The organism is Shigella flexneri 2a str. 301 (assembly GCF_000006925.2).
Taxonomy (GTDB): domain Bacteria; phylum Pseudomonadota; class Gammaproteobacteria; order Enterobacterales; family Enterobacteriaceae; genus ECMA0423.
In genome coordinates, this window is the sequence record NC_004337.2 from 2,075,135 (window position 1) to 2,091,157 (window position 16,023).

Here is a 16,023-nt window from a genome sequence, read left to right on the forward strand (position 1 = left end):
ACGTCCCGCATAAGGCATTTTTCTCTTTATCTTTGTACGGTACTTCATGGAACAGAATTTTTGACCTTGTGAATCGTGATATCTGTTGGGGAGGGGCAATTTGCTCACTGAAGCGTGAGACTCGATTAAGCGCACGAAACACAGAAATCAAAAAACCCGGCCACTTTTTTACAAAGTGGCCGGGTAAAAATAATTTTTATTTTTTAACTGTCCTGAGTCTCATAGAGATGTCTCAAAACTAAAATTTGGCTCCTCTGACTGGACTCGAACCAGTGACATACGGATTAACAGTCCGCCGTTCTACCGACTGAACTACAGAGGAATCGTGAGAACGAGGCGAATATTAGCGATGCCCACCCACAATGTCAAAGCCTGTTTTTTAAATTTGAAATCGTTTGCTGAAATAATCTGCATTTTGTCGTTTATTCCGACACAACTGGCTTTTTTTCACACTTTTGCGGCTCGGATCGAGGGTATTTCCACAGCCAACGTCCAGTAACCATTCGCCAGTAAAACAGCACGGCCCGCACAGCCCAGTCGGCAAACATTCCCATCCAGACACCAACCACACCCCAGCCAAGCATGATTCCCTGCACATAACCGACTACAACCCGGCAACCCCACATGCTCAACATAGAAACCCACATGGCGTAACGGGCATCACGAGCACCCTTAAATCCAGCGGGTAGCACCCATGAGGCGGACCAAATAGGCATAAATAAAGCATTTAGCTAAATCAGAATCACAACGACGTGTTTAACCTGTGGATCCTGGGTGTAAAACGATGCCATAACCCCGGCAAAGGGAGCCGTTAGCCAGGCGATGGCCGTTAATCCAAGAGTGGACAGCCAGAACACATGCCGCAACTGAATCTCTGCTTGCGCTATCTGCCCTACCCCCAACCTTCGGCCTGTAATGATCGTAGAAGCAGAACCGAGCGCACTTCCGGGTAAGTTGATAAGAGCCGCAATTGAGAACGCGATAAAATTTCCGGCAATAACGCTGGTCCCCATCCCGGCAACGAACATTTGGGTTAATAACCGACCACTGGTAAATAACACTGATTCGACACTCGCTGGAATACCAATCCCCATGACTTCCCAGATAATGCTAAAATTCAGCGGTTTAAAATAGCTCTTTAACGAAATCCTTAGCGCAGGATTAAAACCAATCGCCAGCACCCACAAAATTGCAACTGCGCCAATATAACGAGAAATGGTTAAACCCAACCCAGCCCCGACCAGGAGAAAAGGCCGTAAATCAATATGCCGCTAATAATAATATTAAGAATATTCAGGCTACCGTTAATCAGTAGCGGTATTTTCGTATTCCCTGCACCACGAAGTGCCCCGCTACCAATAAGAGTGATGGCAGCGGCTGGATAACTGAGTACGGTCAGCTCCAGATAAGTCAACGCCAGTGCTTTAACTTCTGTCGTGGCATCACCCGCGACGAAATCAATAATTTGTTCGCCAAAATGATGAATTAGCGTTGCCAACAGTACGGCAAACAACGTCATGATCACCAATGACTGCCGCGTCGCCACCCTCGCTCGTCGTCGATCCCGCTTACCGAGACTAAATGCTACAACGACAGTAGTACCAAGATCGATAGCTGCAAAAAAAGCCATAATGACCATATTGAAGCTGTCCGCCAACCCCACGCCGGCCATCGCATCTTTTCCCAGCCAACTGACCAGAAAAGTGCTCAGGACCCCCATCAACAGGACACAGGCGTTCTCCATGAAGATAGGAACAGCAAGCGGGGTTATCTCGCGCTAGAACAACACTTTGTAGCTCTTGCGTTTAGAGTGCCAGCGAGTGCCGTGAACAACCTGGCGTAAAGCAGAGGAGATATTCAAAGCCGACCTTAATTGCAGAAAGTGAAACCACATTTCAAATGATGAGGGAGAATCAGCAAAGCTGCAAAGATTTTCGCCAACAAATTGTCTGCAAATGCAACAAACTGTTGATAGAAACGGCAAACAGTTGGGAAATTTAAAAATCGGGTTTGACAAAATATTTTTCGCCGTTAAGATGTGCCTCAACAGCGATTCCTCTGTAGTTCAGTCGGTAGAACGGCGGACTGTTAATCCGTATGTCACTGGTTCGAGTCCAGTCAGAGGAGCCAAATTTCTGAAAAGCCCGCTTTTATAGCGGGCTTTTTGCTATATCTGATAATCAATTTCCTCTTCACTGTTTTCCATCACCTGGCGCTTGATATCCTCAACTGACAGTCCTGCATTACAAAGTTCCAGAAAGCGCCAAACATAGTTACGCTGAAGTTGTCCTCGCTTCAGTCCCAACCAGACAGTATTAGCATCGAAAAGATGCCGCGTATCCAGGCGGATTAAATTCTCTTCCTCTTGTTCGCCGCTGGATTGTTCGGCAACTAATCCGATCCCAAGCCCAAGAGCAACATAGGTTTTAATGACATCAGAATCCTGTGCACTTAATACAATATCTGCCGGCAAACCTTTGCGGGTAAATGCGTCATCAGTGCGTGAGCGCCCCGTAATTCCCTGTCGGTAAGTAATTAACGGCCACTTCGCTATTGATTCCAGCGTCAATGGTGTAATTTGCGTTAAGGGATGATCGAGTGGAACAAGCAAACTATGGTGCCAACAAAACCATGGGAAGGCGACGAGCTGCGGGTCATTACTCAAACGCTCGCTGGCGATACCAATATCAGCTTCGCCATTTTGCAACAACGTCGCAATTTCCTGTGGCGAACCCTGGATTAGCTCGAGCCGAACCTCCGGGAAAAGTTCGCGAAAAGCTTTAATGACCTCTGGCAAGCTATAACGTGCCTGAGTATGCGTCGTTGCAATAGTGAGAACACCAGACGTATCGTTGGTAAACAGGTCTGCAAGCCGACGAACATTACTGGCTTCATTCAGAATACGTTCTGCAATGACCAGTAATGCTTTGCCCGGTTCAGTCATCCCCAGCAGTCGCTTACCTCGTCGAACAAATATTTCGATGCCAAATTCATCCTCCAGTTCCCGAATATGACGGCTAACGCCTGACTGTGAGGTAAAAAGCATATTCGCAACCTCTGTCAGGTTGTAATCCTGACGTGCAGCCTCGCGGATTATCTTTAGTTGTTGGAAATTCACGGTAAACTCCGGGCAGTTCAGATATCCCGTTATTGTTAAAGTCTAATGCCCGGCATAACAAATAATAAAAACCCGCATCTTATTCCATCCCGATATAACGCTTAGCTCACCAATTGCCACTGCCTTTTTTCCATCACTGGAGAACTAATCACTGACATTAACAACTCTTTCACTGCCTGTGCCTGTGGTGACAAGTTTGCTCTGGCGGGTAAATTTAAGGACAAAGAGAGACTCATTGAAGGAGTGGTAATGCGTGACATCCACCCATTTACTGCGCCACATAACGAACGCGCAGCCGATTCAGGTAATACTGCAACGCCCATGCCGCTGGCAATCGCTGCGGTAAGCGTGGCAATAGACTCAATTTCACCAATGACTTTTGCCGTGAGCCGCCGTAGGGAAAAAGCCTCATCAACACGAAGTCTAACAGCGCTGTAATCACTGGGGAGAAAAAGGTTCATTTGCGCAATAGCATTAACATCAACGTTTTGCCCCGGGCAATCTTGAGTTCCTACCAGGAAAAGATCTTCTTTCAGCAAAGCCTGACTGGATACCCCAGCCACAGGGGAATGCTCATAAATCACCGCCATATCGAGTTGGTGATTTATCAGTTTTTCGTTAAGCACTGCACCACTATTTTCATGAAGATAGATAACGACCTCCGGGAATTCAGCGCGAACCGCCTGTAATAAGGGCATGGTGATGGATGACGCAGCGGTTCCTGGCGCAAAGCCAATCGAGACTTGCCCCGATAATGACTGACCAACGTTATGCACCGCCAGTTGGGCCTGCTCACACTGACGTAAAATGGCCCGTGCATGGGTATAGAGAATTTTTCCGGCGTCTGTTGGCGTAACGCCCCGTTTTGTGCGAATCAAAAGCTGTTGATTTAACTCACCTTCCAGTATGGCAACCTGTTGGCTGAGCGCTGGTTGTGCGATATGCAATACTTCAGCAGCCTGGGTCAGGCTACCAATATCTACAATTTTTACGAAGTATTTCAGGCGTCTGAAGTTCATGTTGCCTCCGGTTTTTAAGAATCGGCCCAAGTGCCGCCATTACTTACAACCAGTATGCAAGATGCCTGCCAGTTCTATTTTGGCGTTGATGCGCAAGCTAACCAACTGTCAAATAAGAGATTATGATAGATTCGTCATTGGCCCTTTTTATCAGCAGTCGCATTCACCTGCCCTATAAAAGGAGGGTATGCACCACGATGGTTCATTACCCAATAAGATTGAAAGCTCACCACTTTGTTGAAATTGGCAGCAAACAAACAAAAAAAATGCATTTCACCCTTTGACATCACCATGCACTGCCATTAATATGCGCCCCGTTCACACGATTCCTCTGTAGTTCAGTCGGTAGAACGGCGGACTTGTTAATCCGTATGTCACTGGTTCGAGTCCAGTCAGAGGAGCCAAATTCAAAAAAGCCTGCTTTCGAGCAGGCTTTTTACTTTCTAATTACCAACGCTCTTAAAACATCTGTCTTGAACCAGAACTAATTTGCACAGGCATTCCCGATCGATGTTGCAACGCAGCATTTGCGCGATTTACATCAACTTCTTGCCCGTTGATAAACGCCCGCAAAGATGGGGTTACCGGCAATGGCACTTTTCGGTCAGACTCATATTCTGCACGATTGCGCGACAGCGGCTCATGAACTTCCAGCCACTTTGAACCATCCGGTTCCGTTGTGTATTTCACTGGCTGATCAATAATTTGTACACGAGTGCCTACAGGAACATTATCAAACAGATATTTGATATCGTCATTACGCAGACGAATACAGCCCTGACTTACACGGAGCCCAATACCAAAATTGGCATTGGTACCGTGGATGGCATACAACCTGCCAATATAAATCGCGTACAGCCCCATGGGGTTATCGGGCCCCGCAGGAACAAATGCGGGCAAACTCTCCCCTCGTTTCGCATATTCGCGCCGGATGTTCGGCGTTGGCGTCCAGGTTGGTGCTTCTTGTTTACGTTCAACGGTAGTCACCCAGTTACGCGGGGTTTCTCGCCCAGCCTGGCCGATACCAATAGGAAAGACTTCCACTGTATTACTGTCTGGCGGATAGTAATAAAGACGCATTTCAGCGACGTTAACCACAATCCCTTTACGAACAGTGGCGGGCAAAATCAGTTGCTGCGGAATGGTGAGTTGTGAGCCAGGCTTCGGCAAAAAAACATCAGCGCCCGGATTCGCTTCCAGCATATTACTTAACCCTTGCCCGTATTGTGCGGCAAAAGTCTCCAGCGGCTGAGTATTGTGATCAGGAACAGTTACAGTAAGCGACTGCCCCACTAAACGGCTACCCTCTGGAGGTAATGGATAAGTTACCGCCAGGCTATTTTGGCTGGCAAAAAGCAGAGCAAATGAGCAAAGAATATTTACACGACGCATCATGTCCCTTTCCTAAGTCGCGAATACTATCCGATAAGTATAGCTTTTATCAGACTTTTCGTTTTTAGCTGTTCAAATCAGAAGTCGTATTCCCCGGTAGAACAATATTACTGGCAGCAAGTTCGCCCATGTTGTTGTATATCGCACAAGCAGCTTCGATGATGGACATCGCCAGAGCTGCACCACTCCCCTCACCTAAACGCATATCCATATTGAGATAAGGCTCCAGCCCCAAATGCGAGAGCGCTATACGCGCGCCTTTTTCTGCCGACAAGTGAGAAGGAATGAGATACGGTTTGATTGCAGGAGACATCTGGCAGGCTGCGAGCGCAGCAGCATAAGAAAGAAATCCATCCAGCAACACGGGTAAACCGCAGGAAGCAGCACCTAACATCACTCCAGCTATTCCGACCAAATCAAATCCACCCACTTTTGCCAGGACATCAACACCATCCTGAGGATTTGGTTGATTCAACGTAATCGCCCGACGCACAACATCAATTTTATTAGCCAGTTTATCTGTCGGCAGGTTTGCGCCAATCCCAACCACTTCTTCAGGATCCCGGCCAGTGATTGTGCTGACTATTGCCGCTGCCGGTGTCGTGTTTGCCATCCCCAGTTCACCTACACCAAACAGCGTGACACCGTTTTTCGCCAGCTCCCGCGTATAACATATGACGTCCAAAAGCAACTTTTCAGCCTGACGGCGACTCATTGCCGGAGCTGAAGCAATATTGCCGCTACCTCGTGCGACACGCATGTTGATAAGCCCGGGGATAGGCTCAGCAGTATCAATACCAACATCAATTACGTGGACGTTAGCGCCCGCTTGTGCTGCCAGCACACACACGCCGGTTGTTCCACGGGTCATATTTTCAGCCTGTATGGCTGTCACTTCTTTTGGAGAAATAGCGACCCCTTCCTCCCAGACGCCGTGATCGGCACACATAACCAGTACCGCTTTTTTGCCCACATGCGGTATGCCATTCACCCCCGGCATTCCTGCCAGTTGTATGGCAAGCGCCTCCAGCTTTCCTAGGCTACCAACAGGTTTGAATAACCCGTCAACATGCCGTTGTGCACGCGACATAGCGGCAGAATTGATGGCTGGGATCGTATTCAGTAAATCGGCAATTATTTGCATGTCACGTTTCTTTATAGCAGTGCCAGCAGGAAGACCAGTTCACCAAGCTCTATGGCTGCTCCCAGCGTATCGCCCGTTTGCCCGCCCAGCGTACGTTTGAGAAGCTGACCGAGGATGAAAATCGCCACCATCGTCACCACCATAGCAGCCACACCATGCATACCCAGCAATAATACGGCAGCAAAAATAGCGGCTAAGCCGAGTGTGACGCAGGTTTGTCGCCCATCAATTTTGCCAATGAACACATTGCCAAGCCCTTCTTCCCGCGCATAACGATGACGATACATCAATAATGCGGCAGTCCCGCGGCTGACCGCACATGCTGCCGCCAGCGATGCAAGGATCGGTTCGCCACGCAGAGCCAACTCGCTTAACACCAGAATCTTTGCCAGTACCACAAAAATCAATGCCAGACCGCCGTGGGTGCCTAAACGGCTATCACGCATGATTTCCAACATGCGATCGCGACTACGTGCAGAAAATACGCCATCACAGGTATCAGCGAGGCCGTCCAGATGGAATTCCCCGGTCATCAGCGCCAGCACAAGTACGCTAAACAGTGCCGCCAGTGGTGCGCCACACCATGCCTGCAGCACCATGAAGACCAGCCCGCTAATCGCGCCAAGCAATAATCCAATCAAAGGAAAAGTAATAATACCGCGAGAATAATGTTCGAAATCCAGTCCCTGGGACCAGCGACGCGGTACAGGCAGACGCGTAATAAATGAGAGCATCGCCCAAAATAATTTGCTCATTTGATTTTTACTCCAATACCCGAAACCACCAGCCATACTTCATTTGCCGCAGCGGCCAACTGCTGATTTACCCGCCCGGCAATATCACGAAAATGTCGTGCCAGACGACTCTCCGGCACAATCCCCATTCCCACTTCGTTAGTCACTAATACAACCTTTGCGGGGCAACGTTGGCAGGCAGCAATCAACGACTGAATCTCAGCATTAATCGCCTGTTCCATCGCCTGATAATCCCATTCATCAGGGTCTTTATCGCCGCCATAATCAAACAACAGATTAGTCACCATTGTGGTAACGCATTCCAGCAACACAGCCTCATTCGGGTTAATGTCTGCATGAATTAATTCATCAAGATGTTGCCAGCGCTCCACTGTGCGCCAGTGCTCCGGGCGGCTTTGCCGATGATGTTCTATCCGTGCAGCCATCTCATCATCAAGGATTTGCGAGGTAGCGATATACAGAACCTGTGAAGAGTGAGGTGTACTGGCAATAGCGGACACTACCATTTATTCTTTTTTTAAGCAGCCATCTGATGATATTTTTCCCTGAAGGCTGCCGGGGAGATATTCCCCAGACGAGAGTGACGACGCTGACGATTGTAGAAAATCTCAATGTATTCCCGTATTACTGAGATGGCTTCATCCCGGTTATTAAAACGATAGTGGCTCAGGCTCTCATTTTTCAGCGTTCCCCAGAAGCTTTCCATCGGAGCGTTGTCGTAACAGTTACCTTTACGCGACATTGATGTTTTCAGACCAGACTGCTCCTGTATGACCCGGTAATCGTATGCGCAGTACTGTGAACCTCGATCAGAGTGGTGGATTAGCCCGGCAGGTGGGCGCTGGCTCCTGAGCGCCATAAACAGGGCTTTACCTGTCAGCTCTTTTGTCATGCGCTCTCCCATGGCGTAGCCGACAATTTCACACGTATAAACATCTTTGATGCCGGCGAGATACAGCCATCCTTCCCGGGTGGCAACATACGTCAGGTCCGCCACCCAGACCTGATTTGGTGCTGTAGGAGCGAACGTCTGGTTCAGCAGATTTGGCGCAACTGGCAGATTGTGGTTCGGGTTCGTAGTTGCTCTGAACTTGCGTTTCTGCTTACAGCGTAGCCTCAGCTCCTTACGAAGACGTGCCAGTCGGTCACGACCAACGATGATGCCATTCTCTGCCAGCTCCGTCTGGAGCCGCCGGGTTCCATATGTTTCGCGAGTGCGGATATGTGCCACCTTAATCTCCAGTTTTAGCCGCTCATCACTTTGTTTTCTGTCTGAGGGTTCATGCTGTACCCAGTTGTAATAACCGCTCCTGGATACACCAAATACCTGACACATCGCTTCAATGGGAAATTGTTGTCGCCATTGTTCGATTAACGCGTATTTTTCAGCGACTCCTGTGCAAAATACGCTGTTGCTTTTTTTAATATATCGCGCTCAAGGCGAGCTTCATTTAACGCCTTACGCAGTTGCAGAATTTCAGATTCCAGTTCAGCCACCGTGCGGGAACCAGGAGTACCGAGCCCTTTTCTGGCGGCGGTAACCCATTGTCCTAAAGTGCCTTCAGGAAGGGATAATCGGGAAGCGCCTTCACTGATCGAAAGTTGATTTTCAAGAACCGTTCTGACAGCTTCGGCTTTGAACTCTTTAGAGTAACGTTGGGTTTTTCTGCTCATTATTAGCTCCTTCTGATGCCATTCTATTTCAGGAAGGAGTGTCCGTTAAACTCAGGCTACCTCAGTCAGAGCCGCATGGGTGAGCTGTTGCTACACCCCGGTATTTCCACCACGGAGGCCAGCATGAACAACAATAACACATTGTACGTCGGGTTAGATGTTCACAAAGAATCGATTACTGTCGCTTATGAACCGCCCCGGGAATCCTGGAGACTAAACTTCCTGAGAAAGAGGTAAACAGGATGACTAAAAATACTCGTTTTTCCCCCGAAGTCCGTCAACGGGCAGTCCGTATGGTTCTGGAAAGTCAGGGCGAATATGACTCACAATGGGCGACAATTTGTTCCATTGCTCCAAAGATTGGCTGTACGCCGGAGACTCTGCGTGTCTGGGGTCGCCAGCATGAGCGGGATACCGGGGGCGGTGATGGAGGGCTCACCACCGCTGAACGTCAGCGTCTGAAAGAGCCGGAGCGTGAAAATCGTGAACTGCGCCGCAGTAACGATATCCTTCGCCAGGCTTCCGCTTATTTTGCGAAGGCGGAGTTCGACCGCCTCTGGAAAAAATGATGCCACTGCTGGATAAGCTGCGTGAGCAGTACGGGGGCGGACCGCTATGCAGCGAACTGCATATTGCCCCGTCAACGTATTACCACTGTCAGCAACAGCGACATCATCCGGATAAACGCAGTGCCCGTGCGCAGCGCGATGACTGGCTGAAGAAAGAGATACAGCGCGTATACGATGAAAATCACAAGGTATACGGTGTAAAGTCTGGCGTCAGTTGTTACGGGAAGGTATCAGAGTGGCCAGATGCACTGTGGCACGTCTCATGGCGGTTATGGGACTTGCCGGTGTTCTCCGGGGTAAAAAGGTCCGTACGACCATCAGCCGGAAAGCCGTTGCCGCAGGCGACCGCGTAAACCGTCAGTTCGTGGCAGAACGACCTGACCAGCTGTGGGTGGCTGATTTTACTTACGTCAGCACATGGCGGGGCTTCGTCTATGTGGCGTTCATCATTGATGTGTTTGCCGGATGCATCGTGGGGTGGCGGGTCTCATCGTCCATGGAAACGACATTCGTGCTGGATGCACTGGAGCAGGCGTTATGGGCCCGTCGACCGTCCGGCACGGTCCATCACAGTGATAAAGGTTCTCAGTATGTATCGCTGGCCTACACACAGCGGCTTAAGGAAGCCGGATTACTGGCATCAACAGGAAGTACAGGCGACTCGTATGACAACGCGATGGCGGAGAGCATCAATGGTCTTTACAAAGCGGAGGTAATACACCGTAAGAGCTGGAAAAACCGTGCAGAAGTGGAACTGGCCACACTAACGTGGGTGGACTGGTATAACAATCGACGATTGCTGGAAAGGCTGGGCCACATCCCTCCGGCAGAAGCAGAAAAAGCTTATTATGCTTCCATCGGAAACGATGATCTGGCAGCCTGAGTTCACAGATAAAACACTCTCCAGGAAACCCGGGGCGGTTCACAAATAGCAATGTCTGTCGCACAACAACCACAATGTCACAAATAAAAAATGAGAATAACCAGTTCCCTGAAGGCGACGTAGCCCGGTACAAGAGTAACCCACGTTAGCGCTTGGCGACGGCGGAACAAAGCTGATTCGCGACGTAAGAAAGTGGCAGGCTCATATGACGGACCTCTGTAATGCGGTATCCAACCCGCGAATATCAGCATGATTCACCGTCGGATTTACTGCTACGTCGCCCTCAGGGAATTAAACCTAAAAAGAAAATCGTCAAAATTAGAGATTCCGGTTTGACACGGAAAGTCATATCAGCGTCAACGGAGCACCGTATTGACGCTTATTTATTGGTGAGAACTACGTTCCATGGCAGGAGTTCGTCAACACGGTTGGAGGGCCATTCAGGCAGTATGCTCAGAATATGGCGCAGATACGCTTCCGGATCGATACCGTTCAGACGGCAGGTGCCTGCTTTTCCGGCAACAAGCAGGAATCTCAGCGCTGAAGCAGGAATTAGAGGTAAAAACGCCCTACCGGGCCATGAATCACCCGGTCATTGGAGTAGTAACCAAAGCAGATTTAGCCAGCATGGAACAAATATCTTTGGTGAAAAGTTGGTTACGGGAAGCTGGAGCGCACAACGTGTTAGTAACCAGTGCAGTTAATAACAATGGAGTTACAGAACTTTTTGCCTTGCTGCATACAGAAGAAGGCTGTTGTTAATTTCGATTGGTTCTCAGATGAGAATGATGACGGTGATACACAGATAAGAATCAATGAGCAATGAGGGTTGCCGGGCAACCCTCATTGAATAAAACGGGAATTACTTCGCTTCGCCGTTTTTCATTTCGCCCATAGCTTTCAGCTTTTTGGAGATATCGCGGCGTTCTTTGGAGAGCTCGGCATTTTTGATGATGTAATCGTCAACGCGATCTTCATAGTCACCTTTCATGCTGGCGATGATGCCCTGGATTGCTTCAACGCTCATCCCTGGCTTGATGTAATCGCTCAGGTTGTCCAGCAACAGGACGCGCTTCTGGTTGTCACGGATCTTTTTCTCAACGTCCTGAATTTCACGTTGCAGTTTGTTCTTACGACGGAACAGACGAACAAATTCCAGTACGTCCTGGAATGAAGGCTTGGTAGTTTCCATTTTTATACCCCTGATAATGTGAGAGTCGGATTCGTTTAAGCAACCGCTATTCGTTAGGGCCAACATTACTCATAGCTGCCGCAGATGACAATGCTTTTATCCCTTTTCACTATCATACCCTTTATCCTTGCTGAATCGAAGCAGCAGCAAGATGATTCTGAAGTTCAGGAATTATTTGCGCAAGGCCCGGCAAATCAGATTCGATAGCAACTCAAGCTGATGTGCCGTTTCCATGTTCAGCCACACATAACCATAGATTGGTGTTTCCACGACTTTCAGGTCATGGTGGTTATCGGACTTGCCGGTGTTCTCCGGGGTAAAAAGGTCCGTACGACCATCAGCCGGAAAGCCGTTGCCGCAGGCGACCGCGTAAACCGTCAGTTCGTGGCAGAACGACCTGACCAGCTGTGGGTGGCTGATTTTACTTACGTCAGCACATGGCGGGGCTTCGTCTATGTGGCGTTCATCATTGATGTGTTTGCCGGATACATCGTGGGGTGGCGGGTCTCATCGTCCATGGAAACGACATTCGTGCTGGATGCACTGGAGCAGGCGTTATGGGCCCGTCGACCGTCCGGCACGGTCCATCACAGTGATAAAGGTTCTCAGTATGTATCGCTGGCCTACACACAGCGGCTTAAGGAAGCCGGATTACTGGCATCAACAGGAAGTACAGGCGACTCGTATGACAACGCGATGGCGGAGAGCATCAATGGTCTTTACAAAGCGGAGGTAATACACCGTAAGAGCTGGAAAAACCGTGCAGAAGTGGAACTGGCCACACTAACGTGGGTGGACTGGTATAACAATCGACGATTGCTGGAAAGGCTGGGCCACATCCCTCCGGCAGAAGCAGAAAAAGCTTATTATGCTTCCATCGGAAACGATGATCTGGCAGCCTGAGTTCACAGATAAAACACTCTCCAGGAAACCCGGGGCGGTTCAGTTGTCGAACCAGTAGTCGAGACACTGGGCGACCGTCATGGAGTTCTCCACCTTCTCTTCAAAATAAGTGCGTGGATCCGTTCCTGAGAAATAGAGCTTTCGCAAGTCAGCAGTGATCTGTCTGGCATCCTTCAAAGACAGGGATGGGTATCGACCAAGCCCAAGTCGATTAGGCTTGCCATGCCAGCGATAGCGGTACTGGAACTGGATGACCCCCTTCGGTGAAATTCGTACGCTGAGGCCATCAGCATCAGCCACTTCTTGTGGGCCAGAATATGGTTTACCATAAATAGTACGCAGTTTTGTGTCGCTTATAGCCATAAATAATATTTGGTACGCTCAGAAATAATGGTTTGGTACACATCTGGTACACAATATCACATGGACAACAGCGCACAGTAAACAACTATATTTGACGTTCGTAGACATACTCAGGTGAAAAAAAGGTTGTTTTTCGAGTTATAACAGACAGTTAATTAACTACAGTGGACAATGCTAGACAATGACAGACACAGATAAACAACCTACCTTCCTCTTTCACGATTACGAAACCTTTGGCACGCACCCCGCGTTAGATCGCCCTGCACAGTTCGCAGCCATTCGCACCGATGACGAATTCAATGTCATCGGCGAACCCGAAGTCTTTTACTGCAAGCCCGCGGATGACTATTTACCCCGGCCTGGAGCAGTATTAATTACCGGTATTACCCCGCAGGAGGCACGGGCGAAAGGAGAAAACGAAGCCGCGTTTGCCGCCCGTATTCACTCGCTTTTTACCGTACCGAAGACCTGTATTCTGGGCTACAACAATGTGCGTTTCGACGACGAAGTCACACGCAACGTTTTTTATCGTAATTTCTACGATCCTTACGCCTGGAGCTGGCAGCATGATAACTCGCGCTGGGATTTACTGGATGTTATGCGTGCCTGTTATGCCCTGCGCCCGGAAGGAATAAACTGGCCTGAAAATGATGACGGTCTACCGAGCTTTCGCCTTGAGCATTTAACCAAAGCGAATGGTATTGAACATAGCAACGCCCACGATGCGATGGCTGATGTGTACGCCACTATTGCGATGGCGAAACTGGTAAAAACGCGTCAGCCACGCCTGTTTGATTATCTCTTTACCCATCGTAATAAACACAAACTGATGGCGTTGATTGATGTTCCGCAGATGAAACCCCTGGCTCACGTTTCCGGAATGTTTGGGGCATGGCGTGGCAATACCAGCTGGGTGGCACCGCTGGCGTGGCATCCTGAAAATCGCAATGCCGTAATTATGGCGGATTTGGCAGGAGACATTTCGCCATTACTGGAGCTGGATATCGACACATTGCGCGAGCGTTTATATACCGCAAAAGCCGATCTTGGCGATAACGCCGCCGTTCCGGTTAAGCTGGTGCATATCAATAAATGTCCGGTACTGGCCCAGGCGAATACGCTACGCCCGGAAGATGCCGACCGACTGGGAATTAATCGTCAGCATTGCCTCGATAACCTAAAAATTCTGCGTGAAAATCCGCAAGTGCGTGAAAAAGTGGTAGCGATATTCGCGGAAGCCGAACCGTTTACACCTTCAGATAATGTGGATGCACAGCTTTATAATGGCTTTTTCAGTGACGCCGATCGTGCAGCAATGAAAATTGTGCTGGAAACCGAGCCGCGTAATTTACCGGCACTGGATATCACTTTTGTTGATAAACGAATTGAAAAGTTGTTGTTCAATTATCGGGCACGCAACTTCCCGGGGACGCTGGATTATGCCGAGCAGCAACGCTGGCTGGAGCACCGCCACCAGGTCTTCACGCCAGAGTTTTTGCAGGGTTATGCTGATGAATTGCAGATGCTGGTACAACAATATGCCGATGACAAAGAGAAAGTGGCGCTGTTAAAAGCACTTTGGCAGTACGCGGAAGAGATCGTCTAATTTGAAGCCGCCGCCGCTGGTACGGCGGAGGACAATGTTGAGTCAGGCTTTTTGAACGGTGATGCTCCACGCTGCATCGCCAATCTGCTGATAATCGGTGATGGCATGTCCTTCTTCTGCCGCCCACTGTGGGATTGCTTCAGTTGCCTGGGTGCAATCAAACTCAATTACCAACTCATCGCCGCTGGCCATTTCTGCCAGTGCTGCTTTTGCTTCTATGAGTGGAAACGGACAGACCTGCGTCACCACATCCAGCTTTTTAATCGCCATCTTTACACCTTACTTAATTTGCCGCAGCAGTTGCCAGTCGCGCCTTACGCTGCGGTCGAACATACACAAGCCAGGACGCAGTCCAGACTCCGAGAATCATAAATACAAGGCCAATCCAGCCCTGCCAGGTCATCATTGCAGTCATAACCAGTCCATTACCGATAGAGCAACCACCTGCAATACTGGCACCGAAGCCCATCAGTACACCACCTAACCCGCTACGTAATGTTGTTTGTGCATCAGCTGCGCGAACGCGGAACTCACGGCTCGCTTTGGCTGCAATAAATGCCTCCACGAAGATCCCTAACACCAGGAAAACGCCCCAGTTAATGTATTTCACGTCACCCGCGACCAGAAATTGAAGAATATTGGCCGTTGGGGAAGTGACTCCTAACCCAAACATGCGTCCGGTTGCTTCACTCAGGGGCCAGGCTAAAAGCGCAATCAAACCGATGAGTACAGCAGTGACAAAGGGATGCCAGCGTTTTTCAAACAGAATATGAGCGATCCCGGTTCGGCGCGGCGGTAAGGTCGCGACTTTGAGTTTTGGCTTCTTCAACTCTTTCATCACCACCCAGAGCGTTATCACCAGCAAAACGGTAACCAACGGCCACACAGACAAATTAAAAGTCTCAGCAATAGAGTTATGTTCAGTAGTGTAGTGCTGCAAGGTTTGATTTAAACCACTGGCGTGTGGAGAACGCATCACCGCACTCATCACCATATAAGTGAAAAGCGCGATCCAACTGCCGATCAATCCCTCACCCGCGCGATACCAGGTCCCGGTGGCACATCCACCCGCCAGAACAATTCCCAGCCCGAAAAGATACCCACCTATAACAGTACCAAGCCACGGGAACGCCCCGGCTTCGTAAGTCAGTAGGCCCGCCTGAATTAACGCAAAAACCCCCACGCTTTGTGCCGAAATTGCAATCAGCAAGGCGTAAAACATGCGATTATTTTTCGCGATATACATATCGCGAAAACCACCAGTCAGGCAAAAACGCCCACGCTGCATGACAAATCCCAGCAGAGCACCACAAATTAGCCCGCTTAATATCATTGAAAACATAAATTAATTAACCAGATGAATGTTAATGGGGAAATTTTTCATGACTGGTGGAATGCAGACCAA

At 49.3% G+C, this 16,023-nt stretch carries 16 protein-coding genes, 3 tRNA genes, 2 pseudogenes and 5 other annotated features; of the genes and pseudogenes, 7 read left to right on the forward strand and 14 right to left on the reverse strand.

Going from position 1 to position 16,023, the window contains the following annotated elements:
- Positions 1 to 246 precede the first annotated feature (246 nt).
- Positions 247 to 322: transfer RNA gene (locus tag SF4483), tRNA-Asn, on the reverse strand.
- Between the two features lie 100 nt (positions 323 to 422).
- Positions 423 to 2,049 (reverse strand) — a sequence feature (Similar to Escherichia coli K12 conserved hypothetical protein gi: 2367126 (548 aa). BLAST with identity of 98% in 542 aa. This CDS contains an in-frame stop codon. The sequence has been checked and is believed to be correct.).
- Positions 423 to 2,049, reverse strand: a pseudogene (yeeO, locus tag SF2055). It overlaps the preceding feature by 1,627 nt.
- Before the next feature lie 5 nt (positions 2,050 to 2,054).
- On the opposite strand from yeeO, the gene SF4484 reads away from it, so the two are divergent.
- Positions 2,055 to 2,130 (forward strand) — tRNA-Asn (locus SF4484).
- Between the two features lie 37 nt (positions 2,131 to 2,167).
- Here SF4484 and cbl read toward each other — a convergent pair.
- Positions 2,168 to 3,118 carry a transcriptional regulator Cbl gene (cbl, locus tag SF2056; protein NP_707890.1) on the reverse strand — a complete coding sequence of 317 codons (951 nt, stop codon included), beginning with the start codon at positions 3,116 to 3,118 and terminating at the stop codon, positions 2,168 to 2,170.
- 101 nt (positions 3,119 to 3,219) lie between these two features.
- Positions 3,220 to 4,137 (reverse strand): nitrogen assimilation transcriptional regulator, encoded by a 918-nt coding sequence (nac, locus tag SF2057; RefSeq protein NP_707891.2) that lies wholly within the window; start codon positions 4,135 to 4,137, stop codon positions 3,220 to 3,222.
- A 327-nt stretch (positions 4,138 to 4,464) separates the two neighbouring features.
- Here nac and SF4485 point away from each other — a divergent pair.
- Positions 4,465 to 4,541, forward strand: a tRNA-OTHER gene (locus SF4485).
- Positions 4,542 to 4,596: 55 nt separating this feature from the next.
- Here SF4485 and erfK read toward each other — a convergent pair.
- The 6 genes from erfK to SF2063 form a co-directional block, all read right to left on the reverse strand.
- Positions 4,597 to 5,532, reverse strand: coding sequence for a L,D-transpeptidase (erfK, locus tag SF2058; RefSeq protein ID NP_707892.1), 936 nt, complete (start codon positions 5,530 to 5,532; stop codon positions 4,597 to 4,599).
- A 61-nt stretch (positions 5,533 to 5,593) separates the two neighbouring features.
- Positions 5,594 to 6,673 carry a nicotinate-nucleotide--dimethylbenzimidazole phosphoribosyltransferase gene (gene cobT / locus SF2059; protein ID NP_707893.1) on the reverse strand — a complete coding sequence of 360 codons (1,080 nt, stop codon included), beginning with the start codon at positions 6,671 to 6,673 and terminating at the stop codon, positions 5,594 to 5,596.
- 11 nt (positions 6,674 to 6,684) lie between these two features.
- Positions 6,685 to 7,428, reverse strand: coding sequence for an adenosylcobinamide-GDP ribazoletransferase (gene cobS / locus SF2060; protein ID NP_707894.2), 744 nt, complete (start codon positions 7,426 to 7,428; stop codon positions 6,685 to 6,687).
- Complete coding sequence (gene cobU, locus SF2061) at positions 7,425 to 7,934, reverse strand: adenosylcobinamide kinase/adenosylcobinamide phosphate guanyltransferase (protein ID NP_707895.1); 510 nt, start codon at positions 7,932 to 7,934, stop codon at positions 7,425 to 7,427. Before cobU ends, cobS begins: the two co-directional genes overlap by 4 nt.
- Positions 7,903 to 9,166, reverse strand: a mobile genetic element. It overlaps the preceding gene by 32 nt.
- Positions 7,946 to 8,764, reverse strand: coding sequence for an insertion sequence element IS600 protein (locus tag SF2062; RefSeq protein NP_707896.1), 819 nt, complete (start codon positions 8,762 to 8,764; stop codon positions 7,946 to 7,948). (Overlaps the previous feature by 819 nt.)
- Positions 8,800 to 9,102 (reverse strand): insertion sequence element IS600 transposase, encoded by a 303-nt coding sequence (locus SF2063; RefSeq protein NP_707897.1) that lies wholly within the window; start codon positions 9,100 to 9,102, stop codon positions 8,800 to 8,802. (Lies within the feature at positions 7,903 to 9,166.)
- A 124-nt stretch (positions 9,167 to 9,290) precedes the next feature.
- Positions 9,291 to 10,596 (forward strand) — a mobile genetic element.
- Here SF2063 and SF2064 point away from each other — a divergent pair.
- The 3 genes from SF2064 to SF2066 all read left to right on the forward strand — a co-directional run bounded on the left by SF2064 (position 9,345) and on the right by SF2066 (position 11,258).
- On the forward strand, positions 9,345 to 9,671 hold the full coding sequence (locus SF2064) for an insertion sequence element IS629 protein (protein NP_707898.1): 327 nt from the start codon (positions 9,345 to 9,347) through the stop codon (positions 9,669 to 9,671). (Overlaps the previous feature by 327 nt.)
- Positions 9,886 to 10,554 carry an insertion sequence element IS629 integrase core domain-containing protein gene (locus SF2065; RefSeq protein NP_707899.1) on the forward strand — a complete coding sequence of 223 codons (669 nt, stop codon included), beginning with the start codon at positions 9,886 to 9,888 and terminating at the stop codon, positions 10,552 to 10,554. Its footprint lies within the feature at positions 9,291 to 10,596.
- A gap of 179 nt (positions 10,597 to 10,775) precedes the next feature.
- The gene (locus SF2066) at positions 10,776 to 11,258 is read left to right on the forward strand and encodes a hypothetical protein (RefSeq protein NP_707900.1); all 483 of its coding nucleotides are present in this window, start codon (positions 10,776 to 10,778) and stop codon (positions 11,256 to 11,258) included.
- Between the two features lie 158 nt (positions 11,259 to 11,416).
- Here the strand turns inward: SF2066 and yeeX are convergent, their stop codons facing one another.
- Positions 11,417 to 11,812, reverse strand: a complete 396-nt coding sequence (yeeX, locus tag SF2067) for a hypothetical protein (protein ID NP_707901.1) — start codon at positions 11,810 to 11,812, stop codon at positions 11,417 to 11,419.
- Positions 11,813 to 11,917: 105 nt separating this feature from the next.
- Positions 11,918 to 12,039, reverse strand: a sequence feature (Similar to Escherichia coli K12 conserved hypothetical protein gi: 1788318 (353 aa). BLAST with identity of 97% in 40 aa. This CDS has been truncated. The sequence has been checked and is believed to be correct.).
- A pseudogene (gene yeeA / locus SF2068) lies at positions 11,918 to 12,039 on the reverse strand. (Overlaps the previous feature by 122 nt.)
- Positions 12,027 to 12,691 (forward strand) — a mobile genetic element (partial). Its footprint overlaps the pseudogene before it by 13 nt.
- On the opposite strand from yeeA, the gene SF2069 reads away from it, so the two are divergent.
- Positions 12,029 to 12,649 carry an insertion sequence element IS629 integrase core domain-containing protein gene (locus SF2069; RefSeq protein NP_707902.1) on the forward strand — a complete coding sequence of 207 codons (621 nt, stop codon included), beginning with the start codon at positions 12,029 to 12,031 and terminating at the stop codon, positions 12,647 to 12,649. (Overlaps the previous feature by 621 nt.) The pseudogene yeeA and the gene SF2069 sit on opposite strands and share 11 nt — an antisense overlap.
- A gap of 502 nt (positions 12,692 to 13,193) precedes the next feature.
- The gene (sbcB, locus tag SF2070) at positions 13,194 to 14,618 is read left to right on the forward strand and encodes an exonuclease I (protein ID NP_707903.1); all 1,425 of its coding nucleotides are present in this window, start codon (positions 13,194 to 13,196) and stop codon (positions 14,616 to 14,618) included.
- A 42-nt stretch (positions 14,619 to 14,660) separates the two neighbouring features.
- Here the strand turns inward: sbcB and yeeD are convergent, their stop codons facing one another.
- Together yeeD and yeeE are read right to left on the reverse strand one after the other, a co-directional pair.
- Positions 14,661 to 14,888, reverse strand: a complete 228-nt coding sequence (yeeD, locus tag SF2071) for a hypothetical protein (protein NP_707904.1) — start codon at positions 14,886 to 14,888, stop codon at positions 14,661 to 14,663.
- A 13-nt stretch (positions 14,889 to 14,901) separates the two neighbouring features.
- Complete coding sequence (gene yeeE / locus SF2072; protein NP_707905.1) at positions 14,902 to 15,960, reverse strand: transport system permease; 1,059 nt, start codon at positions 15,958 to 15,960, stop codon at positions 14,902 to 14,904.
- Between the last annotated feature and the right edge of the window lie 63 nt (positions 15,961 to 16,023).

Excerpts from the sequence above, each read along its gene's own strand:
- nac (NP_707891.2), bottom strand. The coding sequence starts at position 4,137 with ATGAACTTCAGACGCCTGAAATACTTCGTAAAAATTGTAGATATTGGT.
- erfK (NP_707892.1), bottom strand. The coding sequence starts at position 5,532 with ATGATGCGTCGTGTAAATATTCTTTGCTCATTTGCTCTGCTTTTTGCC.
- cobT (NP_707893.1), bottom strand. The coding sequence starts at position 6,673 with ATGCAAATAATTGCCGATTTACTGAATACGATCCCAGCCATCAATTCT.
- cobS (NP_707894.2), bottom strand. The coding sequence starts at position 7,428 with ATGAGCAAATTATTTTGGGCGATGCTCTCATTTATTACGCGTCTGCCT.
- cobU (NP_707895.1), bottom strand. The coding sequence starts at position 7,934 with ATGGTAGTGTCCGCTATTGCCAGTACACCTCACTCTTCACAGGTTCTG.
- SF2062 (NP_707896.1), bottom strand. The coding sequence starts at position 8,764 with ATGTGTCAGGTATTTGGTGTATCCAGGAGCGGTTATTACAACTGGGTA.
- SF2063 (NP_707897.1), bottom strand. The coding sequence starts at position 9,102 with ATGAGCAGAAAAACCCAACGTTACTCTAAAGAGTTCAAAGCCGAAGCT.
- SF2064 (NP_707898.1), top strand. The coding sequence starts at position 9,345 with ATGACTAAAAATACTCGTTTTTCCCCCGAAGTCCGTCAACGGGCAGTC.
- SF2066 (NP_707900.1), top strand. The coding sequence starts at position 10,776 with ATGCGGTATCCAACCCGCGAATATCAGCATGATTCACCGTCGGATTTA.
- yeeX (NP_707901.1), bottom strand. The coding sequence starts at position 11,812 with ATGTTGGCCCTAACGAATAGCGGTTGCTTAAACGAATCCGACTCTCAC.
- SF2069 (NP_707902.1), top strand. The coding sequence starts at position 12,029 with ATGGTGGTTATCGGACTTGCCGGTGTTCTCCGGGGTAAAAAGGTCCGT.
- sbcB (NP_707903.1), top strand. The coding sequence starts at position 13,194 with ATGACAGACACAGATAAACAACCTACCTTCCTCTTTCACGATTACGAA.
- yeeD (NP_707904.1), bottom strand. The coding sequence starts at position 14,888 with ATGGCGATTAAAAAGCTGGATGTGGTGACGCAGGTCTGTCCGTTTCCA.
- yeeE (NP_707905.1), bottom strand. The coding sequence starts at position 15,960 with ATGTTTTCAATGATATTAAGCGGGCTAATTTGTGGTGCTCTGCTGGGA.